21 protein-coding genes are annotated in these 19,440 nt (G+C 70.9%); all 21 read right to left on the minus strand.

Features of this window, described 5'->3' with window-relative positions; all coding sequences use genetic code 11:
• Positions 1-3: 3 nt before the first annotated feature.
• A complete protein-coding gene (nrdR, locus tag VFR64_15550; GenBank protein HET9491154.1) occupies positions 4-525 on the minus strand; it encodes a transcriptional regulator NrdR in 522 nt (173 codons plus the stop codon).
• 13 nt (positions 526-538) lie between these two features.
• A complete protein-coding gene (gene glyA / locus VFR64_15555) occupies positions 539-1,786 on the minus strand; it encodes a serine hydroxymethyltransferase (GenBank protein HET9491155.1) in 1,248 nt (415 codons plus the stop codon).
• Positions 1,770-2,246, minus strand: coding sequence for a ribose 5-phosphate isomerase B (gene rpiB, locus VFR64_15560; GenBank protein HET9491156.1), 477 nt, complete (start codon positions 2,244-2,246; stop codon positions 1,770-1,772). Before rpiB ends, glyA begins: the two co-directional genes overlap by 17 nt.
• Before the next feature lie 35 nt (positions 2,247-2,281).
• On the minus strand, positions 2,282-3,040 hold the full coding sequence (locus VFR64_15565; protein HET9491157.1) for a glucosamine-6-phosphate deaminase: 759 nt from the start codon (positions 3,038-3,040) through the stop codon (positions 2,282-2,284).
• Positions 3,041-3,043: 3 nt separating this feature from the next.
• A complete protein-coding gene (locus VFR64_15570; protein ID HET9491158.1) occupies positions 3,044-3,832 on the minus strand; it encodes an MBL fold metallo-hydrolase in 789 nt (262 codons plus the stop codon).
• Positions 3,754-4,422 carry an MBL fold metallo-hydrolase gene (locus tag VFR64_15575; GenBank protein HET9491159.1) on the minus strand — a complete coding sequence of 223 codons (669 nt, stop codon included), beginning with the start codon at positions 4,420-4,422 and terminating at the stop codon, positions 3,754-3,756. The genes VFR64_15570 and VFR64_15575 overlap by 79 nt, the downstream gene beginning before the upstream one ends.
• Entirely contained in the window at positions 4,419-5,654 is a 1,236-nt protein-coding gene (gene thiI, locus VFR64_15580) for a tRNA uracil 4-sulfurtransferase ThiI (GenBank protein HET9491160.1), read from the minus strand. The genes VFR64_15575 and thiI overlap by 4 nt, the downstream gene beginning before the upstream one ends.
• A gap of 10 nt (positions 5,655-5,664) precedes the next feature.
• Positions 5,665-6,459: a hypothetical protein gene (locus tag VFR64_15585; protein HET9491161.1), complete on the minus strand. Its 795-nt coding sequence runs from the start codon at positions 6,457-6,459 to the stop codon at positions 5,665-5,667.
• Entirely contained in the window at positions 6,456-7,055 is a 600-nt protein-coding gene (locus tag VFR64_15590; protein ID HET9491162.1) for a molybdenum cofactor guanylyltransferase, read from the minus strand. The genes VFR64_15585 and VFR64_15590 overlap by 4 nt, the downstream gene beginning before the upstream one ends.
• Positions 7,052-7,660: an L-threonylcarbamoyladenylate synthase gene (locus VFR64_15595; GenBank protein ID HET9491163.1), complete on the minus strand. Its 609-nt coding sequence runs from the start codon at positions 7,658-7,660 to the stop codon at positions 7,052-7,054. Before VFR64_15595 ends, VFR64_15590 begins: the two co-directional genes overlap by 4 nt.
• Before the next feature lie 9 nt (positions 7,661-7,669).
• Positions 7,670-8,116, minus strand: a complete 447-nt coding sequence (gene purE, locus VFR64_15600) for a 5-(carboxyamino)imidazole ribonucleotide mutase (GenBank protein ID HET9491164.1) — start codon at positions 8,114-8,116, stop codon at positions 7,670-7,672.
• A 91-nt stretch (positions 8,117-8,207) separates the two neighbouring features.
• Complete coding sequence (purD, locus tag VFR64_15605) at positions 8,208-9,482, minus strand: phosphoribosylamine--glycine ligase (GenBank protein ID HET9491165.1); 1,275 nt, start codon at positions 9,480-9,482, stop codon at positions 8,208-8,210.
• The gene (locus VFR64_15610) at positions 9,479-10,387 is read right to left on the minus strand and encodes a tetratricopeptide repeat protein (protein ID HET9491166.1); all 909 of its coding nucleotides are present in this window, start codon (positions 10,385-10,387) and stop codon (positions 9,479-9,481) included. Before VFR64_15610 ends, purD begins: the two co-directional genes overlap by 4 nt.
• Before the next feature lie 3 nt (positions 10,388-10,390).
• On the minus strand, positions 10,391-12,043 hold the full coding sequence (gene purH / locus VFR64_15615) for a bifunctional phosphoribosylaminoimidazolecarboxamide formyltransferase/IMP cyclohydrolase (protein HET9491167.1): 1,653 nt from the start codon (positions 12,041-12,043) through the stop codon (positions 10,391-10,393).
• Between the two features lie 2 nt (positions 12,044-12,045).
• A complete protein-coding gene (purN, locus tag VFR64_15620; GenBank protein HET9491168.1) occupies positions 12,046-12,660 on the minus strand; it encodes a phosphoribosylglycinamide formyltransferase in 615 nt (204 codons plus the stop codon).
• Positions 12,657-13,961 carry an NAD(P)/FAD-dependent oxidoreductase gene (locus tag VFR64_15625; protein HET9491169.1) on the minus strand — a complete coding sequence of 435 codons (1,305 nt, stop codon included), beginning with the start codon at positions 13,959-13,961 and terminating at the stop codon, positions 12,657-12,659. Before VFR64_15625 ends, purN begins: the two co-directional genes overlap by 4 nt.
• Positions 13,962-13,969: 8 nt before the next feature.
• A complete protein-coding gene (purF, locus tag VFR64_15630; protein ID HET9491170.1) occupies positions 13,970-15,382 on the minus strand; it encodes an amidophosphoribosyltransferase in 1,413 nt (470 codons plus the stop codon).
• Positions 15,363-17,597: a phosphoribosylformylglycinamidine synthase subunit PurL gene (purL, locus tag VFR64_15635; protein HET9491171.1), complete on the minus strand. Its 2,235-nt coding sequence runs from the start codon at positions 17,595-17,597 to the stop codon at positions 15,363-15,365. Before purL ends, purF begins: the two co-directional genes overlap by 20 nt.
• 13 nt (positions 17,598-17,610) lie before the next feature.
• Positions 17,611-18,324, minus strand: coding sequence for a phosphoribosylformylglycinamidine synthase subunit PurQ (gene purQ, locus VFR64_15640; GenBank protein ID HET9491172.1), 714 nt, complete (start codon positions 18,322-18,324; stop codon positions 17,611-17,613).
• Positions 18,325-18,402: 78 nt separating this feature from the next.
• Entirely contained in the window at positions 18,403-18,636 is a 234-nt protein-coding gene (gene purS / locus VFR64_15645) for a phosphoribosylformylglycinamidine synthase subunit PurS (protein ID HET9491173.1), read from the minus strand.
• 45 nt (positions 18,637-18,681) lie between these two features.
• Positions 18,682-19,434, minus strand: a complete 753-nt coding sequence (purC, locus tag VFR64_15650; GenBank protein ID HET9491174.1) for a phosphoribosylaminoimidazolesuccinocarboxamide synthase — start codon at positions 19,432-19,434, stop codon at positions 18,682-18,684.
• Positions 19,435-19,440: the final 6 nt, after the last annotated feature.

Raw genomic sequence — 19,440 nt, forward strand, 5'->3', positions numbered from 1 at the left:
CCCCTACTTGGTGTTGGTCTTGGCGAGGACGCGGGGCTTGGGCAGAGCGACGGGCTTGACCTTGTCCTCTTTGAGGAGGCCTTTGAGCTGATTGACGGTCTCCGAGAACTGCGACACGTCCTGGAACTGCCGGTACACCGAGGCGAAGCGGACGTAGGCGACCTGGTCCAGCCGCTTGAGGTGCTCCATCACCATGTCCCCCAGCTCCATGCTGGAGGTCTCCTTCTCGGCGCGCTCGTGCAGGCGGGCCTCGATGTCGGCCACGATGTCGTCGACCTTCTGCACCCCCACCGAGCGCTTCTCGCACGCCTTGAGGATGGAGCTCCGGAGCTTCTGGCGATCGAACGGCTCCCGCCGTCCGTCGCGCTTGGCCACGTGCGGCAGGACGTCCTCGATGTACTCGTACGTCGTGTAGCGGCGGTGACACTTGAGGCATTCCCGGCGACGCCGGATGAACTCCCCCTCCCGGCCAACGCGCGAGTCCACGACGCGGTCCTCGGTGTGACCGCAGAACGGACACTTCATCGGGCCCCTCCCCTCACTTGCGGCGATCCGGATACAACGGGAACCGGCTCGTCAGCTCCTGGACCTCGCCCCGGACCTGGGCCTCTACCGCCGGGACCCCCAGGTTGGTGAGCACCCGGTCGATGAGCTCGGCGATCCGCGCCATCTCGGCCTCGCGCATGCCCCGCGTCGTCACGGCGGGGGTGCCGAGGCGGATTCCGCTCGTCACCATGGGACTGCGGGTGTCGAACGGGACGGTGTTCTTGTTGGCCGTGATCCACGCCCGGTCGAGGGCCTCCTGCGCATCCTTGCCGGTGATCTTGCGGTCGGTGAGGTCCACGAGGAGCAGATGGGTGTCGGTGCCTCCGCTGACCAGCCGATACCCGCGGGCCAGGAGCGCCTCGGCCAGCGCAGCCGCGTTGCGCACCACCTGCTGCTGGTAGGCCGGCCACTCCGGCGTGAGCGCCTCCCGGAACGCCACCGCCTTGGCGGCGATGACGTGCATGAGCGGCCCGCCCTGGACTCCCGGCATCACCACCTTGTCCAGCGTCGCCGCGTCCTGCGCGCGACACATCACCATGCCGCCTCGGGGTCCGCGGAGCGTCTTGTGCGTCGTGGTGGTGACGAAATCGGCGTGGCCGATCGGGGACGGGTGCAGGCCCGCGGCCACCAGCCCGGCCGGATGCGCGATATCGGCCATCAGCGCCGCGCCCACCTCGCGGGCGATGTCCCCGAAGGGGGCGAAGTCGATGGCCCGGGGGAAGGCCGAGCCGCCGGCGATGATCATCCGGGGGCGATGCTGGCGGGCGAGGTCACGCACCTGGTCGAGGTCGATGCGTTCGGTGTCCCGGCGCACCCCGTAGGGAACGACGTTGTAGAGCTTGCCGGAGTAGTTCACCGGGCTGCCCGCCGTGAGGTGTCCGCCGTGCGAGAGGTTCGGGCCCAGGACGGTGTCGCCGGGCTTCAGCACGGTGAAATACACGGCCATGTTGGCCTGGGCGCCCGAGTGCGGTTGCACGTTGACGTGCTCGGCGCCGAACAGCTCCCTGGCGCGGCTGATGGCCAGCTCCTCGGCGATGTCGACGACCTCGCAGCCGCCGTAGTAGCGGCGCCCGGGATACCCCTCGGCGTACTTGTTGGTCATCACCGAGCCCAGCGCTTCCAGGACCGCCTCCGAGACGAAATTCTCGGACGCGATCAGCTCGAGGTTGCGATGCTGGCGCTGGGTCTCCTCGCGGAGGGCCTTGGCGATGTCGGGATCGACCTCAGCGAGCCGGGACATGCGGATCCTCCCGCGCGACCAGACGCTCCAGAGCGGCAAGCTTCTCCACGCGACGGGTGTGACGCCCAGCCGCGAAGTCGGTCCTGAGCCAGGTCTCGACGATCGAGAACGCCGTCTCCCGCGGCAGGACGCGGGCCCCCAGGGCGAGGATGTTGGCGTCGTTGTGCTCGCGGCTCATCCGCGCCGCCCCGGCATCGCCGCACACGGCGGCTCGGGCGCCCGGGACCTTGTTGGCCGCGATCGCCATCCCGATGCCGGTGCCGCACACCAGCACGCCGCGCGCGGCCTTGCCCCGAGCGACGGCTTCGGCCACGACCGCCGCGAAATCGGGATAGTCCACGATCTCGGCCGAGTGGGTGCCGAAATCGAGGACCTCGTGGTCGCGCGCCGTCAGCCACAGCTTGAGCTCCTCCTTGAGGGCGAAGCCGGCGTGATCGGCGCCGAGCGCGATGACCCACATATCCCGCCAACCATACCGGTGGGGGGTGGAACGTGTCAAGGTACCAAGATGTCGGGGGACAGCAGCTCCGGGCTCGCGTCCCGGTCGAGCAGGATCGTGCAGTTGGGGTGGCGTCTCAGGATCGAGCCCGGGACCTCGGGGGTGATCGGCCCGGCCGCGAGACCGGCGATCGCCCGCCGCTTGGCCGGACCGCTCACGAGGACGACCACCTCCCGGGCGGCGAGAATGGTGGCCAGCCCCAGCGTGACCGCGCGGTCGGACACGGCGCCACCGGCCAGGGCGAGGTTGACCCCGTCGGTCTTGATGTAGGCCACGGTCTCCGGTAGCAGGGTCACCGGCCGCGTCGAGGAATCGAGAGGTCCGCCCGGCTCGTTGGAGGCCAGGTGCGCGTTGGGTCCCAGGCCGAGCATCACCAGGTCGAGGCCCCCGCAGCGGGCGATGGTCTGCTCGTAGCCCTGGCACATCGCGTCGAGATCGTCGGCCTCGACACGGAAGGGATGGCAGCGCTCCTGCGGGACCGCGGCCCAGCCCACGAACTCCCTGCGCACCTGGCGCCAGAAGTAGCCGTCGACCGGCGCGGGCGGACACAGCTCGTCCACCGAGAACACGCGCAGACGCGAGAAGTCGACGGGGTCCCGAGCCTGCATGTCGCGGAGCCGCGCGTACATCCGCCGTGGCGTTCTCCCCGCCGGCACCGCCACCGCCAGCGCGGGGGTGGCTCGCACCCGGTCACGCAGGAGCTCGGATGCCGCCACGGCGAGCTCGTCGGCGTCACGGACGACGGCGAACCGCATGCCTCAGAGCGCCACACGGGCGCCGTGGGCGGCGACCGCGACACGCGGCCAGCCCAGCTCGCGGACGATCACCTCGCACAGGGCGCTTGCCGCCGCCGGTTCTCCGTGCACGGCGTAGGTGGCCGCCGGCGGCCGCTGGAAGCCCTTCAGCCACCGGAGCAGGTCCTGCTGGTCGGCATGGGCGGACAAGGCGTCGGTCGTCAAGATCGTCGCCCGCACGGGCATCTCTTCGCCGAAGATCCTGACCGAGCGCGCGCCCTCGCACAGCGATCGTCCGCGTGTGCCGGGCGCCTGGTAGCCGGCGAACAGCACCGTGGTCCGCTCGTCACCGAGCCGGCGGCGGAGGTGGTGGAGGATCCGTCCTCCGGTGGCCATCCCGCTTCCTGCGATGATGACCAGCGGGCCCTCCACGTCATTGAGCCGCTTCGAGTCCTCGGCGGACGGCGACAGATGGAAGCGGGCCGGGGCGAAGGGCCTCGTGCCCGCCGCGCCCGTGCGCGACGTCTCGTCGTCGTGCTCCTCGGGATGGCGGGCGTAAGCCACCGTCGCGGCGATCGCCATGGGGCTGTCCAGGTACACGGGCAGCGCCGGCACTCGATCCTCTTCCTCGAGCTGGCGCAGGAGGTAGAGCAGCTGCTGCGTCCGCCCCACGGCGAAGGCGGGGATCAGCAGCGCGCCCCGGCGCTCGACGGCCCGCCGCATCGCCTGCACGATCACCGGCGTGCCGTCATCGGGCGGGTGGAGCCGGTTGCCGTAGGTGGATTCGACCAGAAGCGTGTCGGCCTGCAGCACCGGCTGGGGATCCTGCATGATCGGCACGCCGTAGCGGCCGAGATCACCCGAGTACACGAGCCGCTTGCCCGCCAGCTCGAGCTCGACCGTGGAGGTCCCCAGGATGTGGCCGGCCGGAACCGCGCGGCCAATCCCGGCGCGGGAGCGAAGCGAGCGTCGAAGCGTATCGGCCGCAGCAGGGCCAGCGCCCGTGCCGCGTCTTCGCCGGTGAACAGCGGCAGCGCGGGGGTGTGGCGCGTCGCCCGCACCTTGTTGCGAAAGGCCGCCTCCTCTTCCTCGAGCCGGGCGGCATCCGGCAGCATGATGGCGAGCACATCCGCTGTGCCCGGTGAGCAGTACACGGCCCCGGCGTAGCCGTTGCTCACGAGCCGGGGCAGGTAGCCGCTGTGGTCCAGGTGGGCGTGGGAGAGCAGGACGGCGTCGAGCCCGGCGGCCTCGACTGGGGACGCGGCCCAGTTGGGCTCGCGCAGCTCACGCAGCCCCTGAAACAGCCCGCACTCGAGAAGTACCTGGGCGCCGCCAGCGTCGACGAGGAACTTGGCGCCCGTCACGGTGCCGGCGGCGCCGTGAAAGGTGAGCGATGCCGTCACTCGCCGTGGGCCGCGGGCGGCAGCCCCGCCCGACGGCCAGTGCCGATCACCGCAGGGGGAAACTCGAACGATTCCCGTATCGCGCCGGCGACGCCCAGGCCCACCAGCCGGGCGATGTCCAGGCGCGCCTCGGCCGCCCGGATCTCGTCCGCGCCGACGCGGGTGGAGGGATGCCGGGGGACGAAGAGGGTGCAGCAGTCGGCGTCGGGCTCGATGGAGATCTCGAAGGTCCCGAGGCGCTGGGCCTCACCGGTGATCTCGAGCTTGTCCATGCCGACCAGCGGGCGGAGCACGGGCAGTCCCGCGACCTCATCGATGCGGGACAGGTTGGTGAGCGTCTGCGAGGCCACCTGACCCAGACTCTCGCCGGTGATCAGGGCCTCGGCCCCCATCGGGCGTCCCAGCGCCTCGGCGATCCTCACCATCATCCGCCGATACACGACGACCCGGATCGGCGGGGGCACGCTCAGCACCACCTCGCGCTGGATCTCGCCCAGCGGCACCAGCAGCAGGTCGGACCGATACTGCCACTGCGTGAGCCGCTCTACGAGCGCGCGGGCCTTGGCCTGGGAGGTGGCCGGCAAGTAGGGCACGCTGTGGAAGTGCACGAAGATCACCCGGCAGCCGCGCTTCATCATCCGCCAGGCCGCCACCGGCGAGTCGATGCCTCCCGACAGCAACGCTGCCACCGTTCCGCTGACGCCGACGGGCAGGCCGCCCGGCCCCGGCACGGGGTCGGCGTAGACGAAGGTCTCAGCGGGCAGGACCTCGACGTGGACCTCCAGCTCGGGCTCGCGCAGATTCACCCGGACGGCGTTCTGCAGCCGGGCGAGGACGAAGGCGCCCAGCTCCCGGTTCAGCTCCACCGACGTCAGCGGATAGCTCCGGAAGGCCCGCCGCGCCGAAATCCGGAACGATCGGAACGTGCGCTCGTCGACGACCCGGCCGACCGCCGCCTTCATCGCGTCCACTGTGGACGGCACCCGGTAGGCGACGGCCACGCTGCTCACCCCGCACACCCGGGCGGTGCGGTCACGCACGGCCTCGGCGCATCCCGAGTCGCCGAGCTCCAGAAGGATCCGCCCGGGAAGCTGGCGCACGGTCACCTGCCCGAGATCGGCGGTGGCTCGGCTGAGGTTGCGGGCCAGGCGGCGCAGGAACAGCGGACGGTTGCCACGCTTCAGGCTGATCTCGTGATAGTGGACGATGACGGCGGCGTGCAGGCGGCTCATCGAGGACCTGTCAGTAGAGGCAGCCGGGGAACGTCGACACAGCGGCCCGCCGGTTCGGGACCCTGTACATCTTCACGCCGCCCTCGGCGCCGGCGAACGGCTCGCCGAGAATACCATCGTGAATGGCCCAGCTGCGACCGCGGACCGAGGCTTCACCGCCCCGGCGGCGGAACGGCGTGGAGCCATCCAGACGGGCCCACAAATCCCCGTCGGGCTGGAACCCGGCGTGGATGCGGTCCATGCGCTCCCGCCCCACGAAGTAGTCGCAGCCGTGCCGCTCGTAGAGCAGCGCCGAGTGATAGAAGAGGGGCTCCACCAGGTAGAAGTCACCGCCGAGGAGCTGGCAGAAGCCATCCATGCATTCCAGCACCCGGCCCAACATCCTGAGCCCACGCCGCACCTGTCCCGGGGCCAACCCATCGCTCAGCGCGCGCAGCTCCTCGGCCACGTTGCGCGAGGCGGTCCCGAGCAGCGTGTCGTGCCCTTCGTCGTCGCGGTCGATGTCGTAGCGCGGCGCCCGGGGATCGTTGATCTGCACCAGGGCCAGCTCGGGCGGCCCGAAGACCGACATGCCGACGTCGATGAGCAGCACCGGGTCGCGGTCGTGCTCGCGGGCTCGCAGCTCCACCCGGGCCCAGGGCTTGTCCTCACTGGCCGTGACGCGCAACAGGTGCTCGCCGCCGGGACCTTCGAGCCGCCGGGGATCCACGGCATACCGCGCGAGCAGCTCCTCGGGGATCAGCCGCACGTAGAGCCGCTCGCGCACGCCCAGGGGCAGGGCGTTGAGGCCCAGGATGGAGCTCATCCCGCGCTCCGCTCGGCCAGCGCCCGGGCTCGCTCAAGCTCCTGGGGGGTGTTGACGTTCATGAAGACGATGTCGGGATCGCCGTAACGACCCAGCTCGTCCTCCTCGATGGGAACCACCTGGACGGCGTCGAAGAAGTCGATGATCTTCAGGCGCCCCCGATTCAGCCGCTCCTGCATGGGCGGCAGGCACGTCTTTCGGTAGGCGGCGTGCAGCGTCTCGTACAGGCCATGCACGCGCGGGATCACGACGTCGCCGGCGCCCGCCCGCTCGACCACCATTCGCACGATCTCCGGGCGGAGAAACGGCATATCGCAGGCGACGGTGAACGCCGCGTCGCCCGAGGCCGCCTTCAGGCCGGAGTAGATCCCGCCCAGCGACCCGTGGTCCGGATAGACGTCGGGCACCATCGGCACACCGAGAAAGCCGTACAGCTCCGGAGTGTTGGTCACGACCAGCACATCATCCACCGCTGATTCCAGGGCCCTCATCACCCGCTCGATGATCCGCCGGCCGCCGAGATCCATCAGCGCCTTGGGCCGGCCTCCCATGCGGGTGCTCTTGCCGCCCGCCTGGATGACGCCGGTGACCCTCACAGGCGGACCGCGCCCTCTCGCAGGACGCGCGGCGCGTCGCCGGTCATGTCGACAACCGTGGAGGGCGAGCCGCCCGCGGTGGGACCGCCGTCGAGCAGCAACGGCAGCGCTCCGACGAAGTAGGCCAGCACCTCGTCTGCCGTCGTCGGAGGGGGCGCTCCGGAGGGGTTGGCGCTGGGCGCCGTGATCGGTCCGCCCAGTCCGGCGACCAGCGCCCGGGCCAGCCAGTGGGGGGACAGCCGTACGCCGATCGTGGACGTTCCCGCGGTCAGCTCGGCTGGCAGCTCGGAGCGCGCGGGCAGGACCAGGGTGAGCGCGCCCGGCCAGTGGCGCGCCATGAGCGCGCGCGCCGACTCACCGACCAGGGCGATGCGCTGGGCCATCGCGATGGAGTCGACGAGCACCAGCAGGGGCTTCGACCAGGCCCGCCCCTTGAGGTCGAACACGCGCCTGACCGCGCCGGCATCGAGCGCGTGGGCGCCGAGGGCGTAGAAGGTCTCGGTGGGAAAGGCCAGGAGACCGCCGCTCTTCAGCACCTCAACCGCCCGCTCAAGCACTGCCCCGGAAACGCTGGCCGGATCGAGCTTCTGGACCTCTGGCCCCATCCCGATCAGCTATCTCCGCGCCTTCATCTGCTCGGCGACTTTCCGCGCACGGTCCTCCACCTCGTCGGCGAGCCGCTTGCGGTATGCGACGAGCCGCTCGGCGAGAGCCGCATCGCCCGTGGCGATGATCTGCGCGGCGAGGATCGCCGCGTTTGCTGCACCCCAGGCCCCGATGGCCACGGTCGCCACAGGCACGCCCTTGGGCATCTGGACCATGGAGAGCAGCGCGTCCAGTCCTCCCAGGGGCGTCGCGGCCAGGGGCACCCCGACGACCGGCACGGACGACGACGCGGCCAGGACCCCGGGCAACGCGGCCGCCCCGCCCGCGGCCCCGATGAGGACCTTGATCCCTCGCGCGTGAGCCGTCGCCGCGTAGTCGTGGGTGCGCTCGGGCGTGCGATGCGCGGAGGCCACCACCACCTCGCTGCCGATCTCCAGCGCATCCAGGACCCTCACCGCTTCCAGCATCACGGGCAAATCGGAATCGCTGCCGAGGACGATCCCGACCCGGACTCCCCCCTCTCGGGGCTTCGGGCCCGCGATTGCTCTACGGCGTGACGACGGCTCTGCGCCCAATGTCTCTCCTGTAGTGCATCCCCTCGAAGTGGATGGAGTCGACGGCGGCGTAAGCGCGCTCGATGGCAACGCGAAGCGAAGACCCCGTTGCCGTCACGCCCAGCACGCGTCCGCCGGCCGTGACCAGGCCTCCGTCGCGCCGGGCCGTGCCGGCGTGAAACGCGCGGACGCCTTCCATGGCCTCGGCGGCCTCCAGGCCTGCAACCGGGAGGCCGGTGGCGTACGCGCCGGGATAGCCTCCCGAGGCCAGCGTGACGCACACGGCGGCCTCGGGGCTCCACCGCACCCGGGCGGGCAACGCCTCGCCGCGGGCTGCGGCCAGGAGGAGCGGGACGATGTCGTCCTGGAGGCGAGCCATGAGCACCTGGCACTCCGGGTCGCCGAAGCGGCAGTTGAACTCGAGCACCTTGGGCCCCTCGGCGGTCAGCATGAGGCCGACGAAGAGCACCCCACGGTAGACCACCCCTTCCTTGGCGAGCGCCGCGACCGTGGGCATGACGATGGTCTCCATGACCGCCTGCTCCATCGCCAGGGGGAAGCCCGGTACCGGCGAGTAGGCGCCCATCCCCCCCGTGTTCGGCCCGCAATCGTCATCGAACACCGTCTTGTGGTCCTGGGCCGCTCCCAGCGCGACCGCCGTGGAGCCATTGGCCAGGGCGAAGAACGAGACCTCCTCGCCGACCAGCAGCTCCTCGACGACGACGATGTCGCCAGCGGCGCCGAAGGCTCGTTCTTCCATGCAGGCGGCGATCGCCGCGTCGGCGTCGGCCAGCGTGCGGCAGACGACGGCGCCCTTGCCCGCGGCCAGGCCGTCGGCCTTGACGACCAGCGGGACGCCCAGCTTCCGGCAATACCGCCGCGCCTCGGCGGCGGCGGCGAACGTCGCGAATCGGGCCGTGGGAATCCCGTGGCTGGCCATCAACTCCTTGGCCCAGGCTTTCGAGCCCTCGATCCGCGCCGCCGCCGAGCCGGGCCCCAGCGCAATGAGGCCGGCGTCGCCGAACCGGTCGGCGAGGCCCGCGACCAGTGGCGCCTCCGGTCCCACCACGGTGAGGTCGACGCGCTCGGCCCGGGCCAGGCTCACGAGATCCGCGGCGGCATCGGGGGGGATCGCCCGGCAGTCGGCATGCGCCGCGATGCCGGGGTTGCCGGGCGTGGCCAGCACCGACTGGACGATCGGGCTGCCGGCGATTCGCCAGGCCAGGGCGTGCTCGCGGCCGCCGCCGCCGACGAGCAGCACCTTCATTCGGGCTTGCTCCCGCCTTCCGGGGGCTCGACGAGCTCGAGATGGGCGCGCGCGATACGGGCCCACGGGCTGCCGGCGTCCAGGTCGAGGTAGCGCTGCCAGTGGCGAAAGGCCTCGGCATTGCGGCCGGCCCTGGCCAGCGCGGCCGCCAGGTTGAAATGCGCGTCGGCGTAGTCGGGTGACAGGGCAAGCGCCTGGCGATAGTGCTGGATCGCCTGCTCGGCGTCTCCGCTGTCCTCGTCGAGCGAGCCCAGGTTGTAGGCGGCCTCGGCGCAGTTCTTATCCTGGGCCAGCGCCTCGACGTAGGCGCGCCGGGCCCCGTCGTATTGCCCCATCCGGTGCAGGAGCAAGCCGAGGTTGTTCCAGGCCGCGGCGTAGGCAGGGTCCAGCGCGACGACCCGCCGGTAGGCGTCGATGGCGTCCTCCCAGCGTCCGGGATCGGCGTCCCACTCGCTGGCGCGCTGGAACCACACCTCCGCCTGGGCGGCCGGCGGGTGCAACGGTCGCACGAGTCCGGTGACCAGCGTCGCCACGGCGTCCTTGTTGAGATCGCCCGCGTCCAGCGCCAAAACCGTCTGGCCGGTACGGGGATCGAAGCGCATGCGCTCGGACTGGGCGAGCAGGCGGCCGCCCTCCACGACGAAGCGCACCTCGGCCAGCGGGTTCTCGAGATCCGGCGCCTGGCGGCGGAGCGCCGTCAACGCCTCCCGGATCTGCCGCACGCCGGCCCCGGCATCGAGCAGCGCGCTGGCCGCCTTGAGGGCGAGCAGATCGCGGAACGTGTAGCCGCCTCCCCGCTGGAGCAGGTCGAGCCTGCGCAACTGGGCCACCCGCCTGGGCGTGAGGCTCAGGACGCGCGTCAGCTCCCGATGGCCGTAGATCCGCTCGGGGCTGGGGCCGGCCATCGCTCAGTGACGGAAGTGTCGGATGCCGGTGAACAGCATGCCCATGCCGTGCTCGTCGGCCGCGGCGATGACCTCGGCGTCGCGCACCGAGCCACCCGGCTGGATCACCGCGGTGACGCCGGCCCGGGCCAGGACGTCGAGCCCGTCCCGGAACGGGAAGAACGCGTCCGAGGCGCCGACGCTGCCCCGCGTAGCCAGCTTGGCCTCGCCGGCCCGGAGCACGGCCAGCCGCGCGGAGTCGAGCCGGTTCATCTGGCCGGCGCCCACCCCGATGACCTGCTCGCGCGTGGTCAGCACGATGGCGTTCGACTTCACGTGCTTGGCCACCCGCCACGCGAAGCCCAGCGCCGCCTGCTCGTCGTCGCTGGGCGCCCGCTGCGAGACCACCCGCAGGGCCGCCGGATCGAGGTCGACGTCGTCGAGGCTCTGGGTGAGCAGGCCCCCCAGCACGCTACGGAGCTCGATGCCGCCGGCCGGCCGCTGGCACGGCAGCTCCAGCACCCGGCACTTCTTCTTGGTCCGGCGCAGCTCCTCCAGGGCATCGGCGGCGAACGCCGGGGCGAAGAGGATCTCCACGAAGATCCCGCTGAGCGCGGCCACGACCCCCATGTCCAGCGTACGATTGACGCCCACGATGCCGCCGTATATGGAGACGGGGTCGGAGGCCTTCGCCCGCACCATGGCCTCGGCGACCGTCACGCCGCACGCCGCTCCGCAGGGATTGGTGTGCTTCACGACCACGGCGGCGGGGTCCGGGAACTCGAGCAGCAGGCCCAGCGCGGCCGACAGATCGAGCAGGTTGTTGTAGCCGAGCTCGGGCCCATGCAGCTGTCGCATGGCGCCGACCCCGAAGGGCCAGCCGTTTGCCTCGCGATAGAGCGCCGCCGCCTGGTGCGGATTCTCCCCATACCGCAATGCCGCCACCCGCTCGTACTCGACCCGCAAGCGCTCCGGAAATTCGACTGTTCGAGCGTCGGCTTCACCGCCGCTACCTGACGTCGCGGGCGCGATCGAGCCCAGGGCTCGGTCGAGACCCGAATCGGGGGGTTTGGGGGAGGGCGCCTCGCACCCCCCCAACTGGAGATAGGCGGCGATCGCCGCGTCGTACTGCGCCGTCCGTCGGAACGCCTCCCGGGCCAGGCTGCGCCGGGTGGCCGCGCTCAACGTCCCCTGACCGGCCCTGAGCTCCTCCAGCACGGTGGCGTACTGCGAGACGTCGGTGACGACGGCGACACCGTCGTGGTTCTTGGCGGCCGCGCGAATCATGGTGGGCCCTCCCACGTCGATCTGCTCGATGGCCTCAGCCCGGCCGACCCCGGGCCGGGCGACCGTGGCTTCGAAAGGATAGAGCGAGACCACGACCAGATCGATGGGGGGGATGCCGTGGCGCTCCAGCGTGGCCAGGTGCTCCGGCAGGTCGCGGCGGGCCAGGATGCCGCCGTGGATGCGGGGATGCAGTGTCTTCACGCGGCCGTCGAGCATCTCCGAGAAGCCCGTGATGTCACTCACCTCGCGGACCGGTATTCCGGCTTCCCGGAGCAGCCGGGCGGTGCCGCCCGTCGAGACGAGCTCCACGCCCAACTCGTGCAGGCCGCGGGCGAAGTCCACGACGCCCGTCTTGTCGTGCACGCTGACGAGGGCTCGCGCGATCTTCACGGTCACCGCTCCACCAGGACTCGCCGGCCGACGATGCGCAGCCGCCCTTCGGCGAACAGCCGTATCGCCTGGGAATAGAGCCGGTGCTCCTCGGCCAGGATCCGCGCGGCCAGCGTCTGTTCAGTGTCGTCCGGTTCCACGGGGACGCTGGATTGTAAGATGATCGGGCCCGTGTCGACGCCCTCGTCGACGAAGTGCACCGTGGCCCCGGCGACCTTGACCCCATGCTCGAGGGCCTGGCGCTGGGCGTGGAGCCCGGGAAACGCGGGGAGCAACGCGGGGTGGATGTTCATGACGTGGCCGGCCCAGGCCCGGATGAAGCCGCCGCCCAGGATGCGCATGAACCCGGCCAGGCAGACGAGCCCCACCCGCGCCTCCTCCAGCCGGCGGCTGAGCGCGGCGTCGTACGCCTCGCGTTCGCCGAAGTCCTTGGGGTTCAGGAACACGCCGGCCACGCCGTGAGCCGCCGCCCGCTCCAGGGCCGGCGCCCGCTCGCGATCGGAGACGACCAGCACGACCCGAGCCGGGAAGTCGGGGAGCCGGCTCGCCTCGAGGATCGCCTCGAGGTTCGAGCCCCGGCCGGAGGCCAGCACGGCGACGCGGAGCGGCTCGCTCACGCCGCGTGGGGCTCGCGGGCTGCGCGCAGCGCCACACAGATGGGACAGCGGCTGGCTGACCGCATCATGGTGGAATCCCGGGGGAAGACACGGGCCAGCGACCAGTCCAGGGCCACCTGTAGCTGCTTGCGCACGCCTACCAGCTTCAGCAGGTGCAGGGCGTTCCAGAAGAGCCAGGCCAGGTATCCCGAGAACCGGATCCCCATGACCTCCACCACAGCGTCCTTCTCGCCGAGGGACACCAGCATGCCCCGCGGAGCGAACTCGATCGTGGCCAGCGGCCGGCCTTCCAGCTCCGCCACGATGTTCTCGCCGGCGAGCCGACCGTGGGCCAGCGCCGCGGGAATAATGGGAATGGACGTCTCGGGCTTGCCTTCCACGCTCACGGCATCCCCGGCGCCGTAGACCTCCGGGTGGCCGGGGATCTGCAGCCGCCCGTTGACGACGATGCGGCCCAGGCGGTCGTGGGCTACCGGCAGATCCGCCAGCAACGGATGACCCTTGACGCCGGCAGCCCAGACGACGAGACCGGCCCGGATGATCTCGGCGCCCGCGACCTCCACCGCCCCCGGCAGCACTCGGGTGACGCGCGCCGACGTCCTGACCTCGATGCCCTCCCGATTGAGCCGCCGGAGCGCCCGCGCCGCCAGCGAAGGGTGCACGCCGCGCAGGATCTCGCCGCCCGCCTCGAGCACCATGAGGCGGTAGTCGCGCGCGTCGATCCCCCGGTAGCGCGGCACGACGTACGAGTGGAAGAAATCCTGAACCTCCGTGATCAGCTCGACGCCGGTGTACCCGCCGCCGACGACGCAGATGGTCAGCAGGCGCCGGCGGATCTCGGCGTCGGGCTCGTGATCGGCGTGCTCGGCCAGGTCGATGAGATGGTCACGCAGGAGGATGGCGTCCTCGAGCTGCTTGTAGGGCAGCGCATGCTCCTCCACGCCGGGCACGCCGAACGTCGGGGTCACACCGCCCAGGGCGATGACCAGACGGTCGTAGGCCAGCACGCCCTCACTCAGGGTGAGCCGTCGCGCCGCCAGATCGATGGCGACCACGTGGTCCCGCCGGAACCGGAAGTGGCGCGCCCCCCGCAGGTCGCGGATCGGCTGGACGATGTGCCGGGGCTCCACCAGGGACGAGGCGACCTGGGGGAGCAGCGGCGTGAAGAGCAGGTAGTTCCGATCACTCACCAGCAGCAGCTCGACGTCGGGCCGGCGGCCCAGGCGCCGTTCCAGCACCCGCATGGCCTCCATCCCGGCGAAGCCGCCGCCGAGCACCACGACCCGGGTGAGCGGGTCCATCCCGGGGGTCAGGGCTCGAAGAGGCGGAGTTGCGGCGTGGGCTCGGGCACGATCCCCACCCGGTAGCTCCCCGTGAAGCACGCATGACAGAACTGCGTCGGATCGGATCCGGTGGACTTCAGCATGCCCTCCAGGCTGAGGTAACCGAGGGACTCGGCGCCCAGGTAACGTCGGGTCTCGTCCACGCTGTGGCTGGCCGCGATCAGGTCCTTGCGGGTCGGCGTGTCGATCCCGTAATAGCACGGCCATTGGATGGGCGGCGATGAGATGCGCATGTGCACCTCGCGAGCCCCCGCGCTCTGGATCATACGCACGATCTTGCGGCTGGTGGTCCCGCGCACGATCGAGTCGTCCACGACCACCACGCGCCGGCCTTCGAGCATCTCGGGCATCGGGTTCAGCTTCACCTTGACGCCGAAGTGACGGATACCCTGTTTGGGCTCGATGAAGGTGCGCCCGACGTAGTGGTTGCGGATCAACCCCATCTCGTACCGGATCCCCGACTGCTCGGCGAAGCCCAGCGCCGCGCTGGTCCCAGAGTCCGGGACTGGAATGACGACGTCGGCCTCCACCGGGTGCTCGCGGGCCAGCTCGCGGCCCAGGGCTTTGCGCACGGTGTGGACGTTCCGCCCCCACAACACGGAGTCCGGCCGGGCGAAGTACACGTATTCGAAGACGCACTGCAGCCGCTCGGCCGTCGGGAAGGGCCGGAGAGATTGCAGGCCGGCGTCGGAGATCATGAGGATCTCCCCCGGATTCACCTCGCGCTCGTAACGGGCCTCGATCAGGTCCAGGGCGCACGTCTCCGACGCCACCACCCAGGCATCCCCCAGCCGCCCCAGCGTGAGCGGACGGAAGCCGTACGGGTCCCGCACGGCGTACATCGCGTCAGGGGTGAGGATCAGCAGCGAGTACGCCCCGGTGACCTGTCCGAGCGCGTGGGGCAACTGCTCGGCGAGGGAGCCGGCCGGCGCCCGGGCCAGCAGATGCAGGATCACCTCGGTATCGGAGGTCGACTGGAAGATGGCGCCGTCGCGCTCCATCTCCCGCCGCAGGGCGTCGGCGTTCGTCAGGTTCCCGTTGTGGGCGATGGCGATGGGTCCGCGCGCGGTGTTCGCCGTGATGGGCTGGGCGTTGCGCAGCCGGGAGGCCCCCGCCGTGGAGTAGCGCACGTGGCCGATAGCCCGATGCCCGGGCAGCCGACGCAACCGCTCCGGACTGAACACGTCGGCCACCCAGCCCATCGCCTTCTCGGTGTGGAAGCTGGCCCCGTCGGTCGCCGCGATACCGGCGGACTCCTGGCCGCGGTGCTGCAGGGCGTAGAGACCCAGGTAGGTGACATTCCCGGCTTCCGGGTGGTTCCAGATGCCGAACACCCCGCACTCGTCGTGGAACTTGTCGTCACGCCACGTGGCGCTCAAAGCCCCTCCTCCACGCGTGCTCCAGTCCCTCCACGGCCGCGTCGATGACGATCGTCGACCCGCACTGGATCCGGAGCCTTTCACCCCCGGTGGCTCCGATCCATCGCCAGGGAATCGCCGACTCCGCCATCAGGCCCTCGAACTCTGCCGCTCGCGCCGGCTCGACCGTGAGCACCACCCGCGACGGGCCCTCGCCGAACAAGGCGAGCGAGGGTCGCGCCGCGTCCGGCAGGCGCACCGTGCAACCGACCGTCTCCGGACCCGTGACGCAGCACTCGGCCAGCGCCGTGGCCAGGCCACCCTCGGCGCAGTCGTGGGCCGAGCGCGCCAGCCCCGCCTGGAGGGCCGCCCGGGTCGCCGCCTGCACGCGCCGTTCGAGCGCCAGGTCCAGCGGTGGCAGCGCTCCGGCAACGAGGCGATGCAGAGCCCAGAGGTACTCGCTCGCGCTCAGGCTCACCACGTCGGGCCCCAGGAGCGCGATCCGGTGTCCGGCCCCCTTGAACCACTGTGTCGTCAGCCGCTCGGCGTCCTCCAGGACCCCCACCACGCCGATGATCGGCGTGGGAAAGATCGCCTGCGCCGATCCCGTACCCTGGACAGTCTCATTGTAGAAGGAAACGTTGCCGCCCACTACCGGCAGGGCCAGCGCCCGGCAGGCCTCGGCGATGCCCTCGACGGCCTCGGCGAACTGCCAGAGGATCTCGGGCCGCTCCGGGGACCCGAAGTTGAGGCAGTCCGTCACGCCCAGCGGCTCGCCGCCGGCGCACGAGACATTGCGCGCAGCCTCGCAGACGGCCATGGCCGCGCCACGCCGAGGATCCACCAGAACCTGCCGGCCGTTGCCATCGGTCGCCGCGGCCAGCGCCCGCCGGGTGCCTTTGATGCGGAGCACGGCCGCGTCCGACCCCGGGAGGACCAGCGTGTTGATACCGACCTGCTGATCGTACTGCCGGTACGCCCACTCCTTGGAGGCGATGGTCGGGGAGCCCAGCAGCGCGTGCAGCGCGTTGCTGCAGTCCTCCGGCTCGGGTACCGTGAGCGGATCGAACGCCTGCAGCTGCTTGAGCCCGGCCGGGGGGACCGTCGGCTTTTCGTAGCGGGGGGCTTCGGCCAGCGCGGCGACCGGCACGCGTGCGACGACCTCGCCGTGGTCACGGACCGTGAGCATCCCATCCGCGGTCACCCGCCCCACCTCGACGGCGTCCAGCTCCCATTTCGCGAAGACGCGCCGCACGTCGTCCTCCCGGCCGCGCGCGGCGACCAGGAGCATGCGCTCCTGCGACTCCGACAACAGGATCTCGTAGGGGATCATGGCCTGCTCGCGCTGAGGCACGTGCGCGAGCTCCACCTCCATCCCGGTGCCCGCGCGCGCTGGCATCTCCGTGGTGCAACAGGCCAGGCCGGCCGCGCCCATGTCCTGGATGCCGACCACGGCCCCGCTCTGCATGGCCTCCAGGCAGGCCTCCAGCAGCAGCTTCTCCGTGAACGGATCTCCCACCTGGACCGTGGGCCGGCGCTCCTCGGCGTGCTCGTCGAAGGTGGCCGAGGCCATCGTGGCCCCATGGATGCCGTCGCGCCCGGTCTTGTTCCCCACGTAGAAGACAGGGTTGCCCACGCCGTCGGCCCGGGCACGAAAGATCCGATCGGCCCGGACCAGGCCGATGCACATCACGTTGACCAGCGGGTTGCCGGCGTACTCCCGGGCGAAAGCGATCTCCCCGCCGACCGTCGGACAGCCGAAACAGTTGCCGTACCAGCTGATCCCGGCCACCACACCCTCGATGAGACGGCGGGTCCGGGGGTCGGCCGGATCGCCGAAGCGGAGGGAGTCGAGAATGGCGATGGGCCGCGCGCCCATCGTGAAGACGTCGCGGAGGATCCCGCCCACGCCGGTGGCCGCGCCCTGGAAGGGCTCGATGAAGGACGGATGGTTGTGGCTTTCGATCTTGAAGACCACCGCCCAGCCGTCGCCGACGTCCAGGGCGCCGGCGTTCTCACCCGGGCCCTGCAGCACCCGCGGCCCCTGGGTGGGCAGCCGGGCCAGGAACACGCGGGAGTGCTTGTAGGCGCAGTGCTCGGACCACAACGCGGAGAACAGGCCGAGCTCCGTGTACGTCGGCTCGCGCCCGAGGCGCTGGATGATGCGATCGTATTCTTCGGCGGTGAGCCCCAGGTCGCGGGCGAGGTCCGGTGTCGCTTTCGGCTCCGCCCTCACTCCGGCTCCAGCACTAGCGCTTCAGGAAGCTGCCGTCCTCGACGAGGCTGCCGAGGAGCGAGTGGAAGATGAGCAGGCCGTCGGTGCCCCCCATCGCTCGCTCGGCCGCACGTTCCGGATGGGGCATGAGGCCGAGCACTGTCCCCTCTTCGTTCACGATGCCGGCGATGTTGTCCAGGGAGCCGTTGGGGTTGGCGGCCCGCGTCACCTGCCCGTCCACCGTGGCGTACCGGAACACGATCTGGTTGTTGCCCTTGAGCCGGGCCAGCGTTGCTCCGTCGCAATAGTATTTGCCCTCGCCGTGGGAGATCGGCATGGCCAACACCTGGCCCGACCGCATGCCGCGGGTGAACGGCGTGTCGGCGTTGTCGACAACCAGGTGGGTGGACTGGCAGCGGTACTGCAGGCACTCGTTGCGCATGAGGGCGCCGGGCAGGAGGCCGGCCTCGCACAGGATCTGAAAGCCATTGCAGGAGCCGAGGACGTGGCCGCCTCGGCCGACGAACCCGGCCAACGTCTCGACCACCGGAGAGCGGCCGGCCACGGCGCCGGCCCGCAGATAGTCCCCGTACGAGAATCCCCCGGGAAGAATCACGCAATCCACGTCGTCGAGGTTGCGGTCGCGGTGCCAGACGTACCGGACCGGCTGCCGGAGGACTTCCGAGATGACGTAGTGGAAGTCGCAGTCGCTCCACGTGCCGGGAAACACGACGACGCCGAATCTCATCGGATCGGGCCTCTCCTCGCCACCCGCACTCTCATCTTACCGCCCCCGCGAGGGCCGCAGCAAGGTGACGGCGCGAGCTCACTCGATCGTGTACTCCTCGAGCACCGGGTTGGCCAACAGCTTCTGGCACATCTCGTCGGCGCGGCGACGGGCCTGGGCCTCGTTGGGGGCGTCCACGTCCACCTCGATCACCTTGCCGACTCGCAGATCGGCAACGTCGGGAAAGCCCAGACCGACGAGCGCGCGCTTGACCGCGGCCCCCTGCACGTCCAGGATGCCCGGCTTGAGCCGGACCAGCACGCGGATCTTCATTCTAGCGACGACCTGGCGAGCGGCTTGAGCCGTGGGTGGGCTGCTCTAGGCACGGGTGGCTCCGTCACGCGCGGTCACCAGGCGGCGGTAGACCTCCTGGTAGGCCTCCTCGACCCCGCCCAGATCCTGGCGGAAGCGGTCCTTGTCGAGCTTGGCGCGCGTGCGCGCGTCCCACAGTCGGCAGGTGTCCGGCGAGATCTCGTCGCCCAGGTAGAGCCGGCCGCGCGCCCGGCCGAACTCCAGCTTGAAATCGACGAGCAGCAGATCGCGACGGCCCAGCTGCCGACGCAGGACCTGGTTGACGCGCAGAGCGGTCCGCCGGATCCAGCCCAGCTCGCGCGGCGTGGCCAACCGCAGCATGCGCACGTGGTCGTCGTTGATCATGGGATCGCCCAGCGGGTCGGACTTGTAGTAGAGCTCGGCGATGGGCCGGGCGATCGCGGTGCCCTCGGGGAGTCCGGTGCGCTTGGCCAGGCTGCCGGCCACGATATTCCGCACGATCGTCTCGATGAGGATGATGTCCAGGCGGCGGCACAGCATCTCGCGCTCGGAAAGCGTGGCCACGTAGTGCGTCGGCACGCGGGCCCGCTCCAGCAACCGGAACATCGCCGCCGACATCTGGTTGTTCACCACGCCCTTGCCGACGATCGTCCCCCGCTTGAGGGCGTTGAACGCGGTGGCGTCGTCCTTGAAGTACTGCACGACGAGGTCGGAGCGGGTCGTCGCGTAGACGATCTTGGCCTTGCCCTCGTAGAGCTTCTCCCTCAGCTCGACTGCCGGAATCGCTGTCGCCGTCATGGCTCG

This window comes from Candidatus Methylomirabilota bacterium (genome assembly GCA_035709005.1).
Lineage (GTDB): Bacteria > Methylomirabilota > Methylomirabilia > Rokubacteriales > CSP1-6 > 40CM-4-69-5.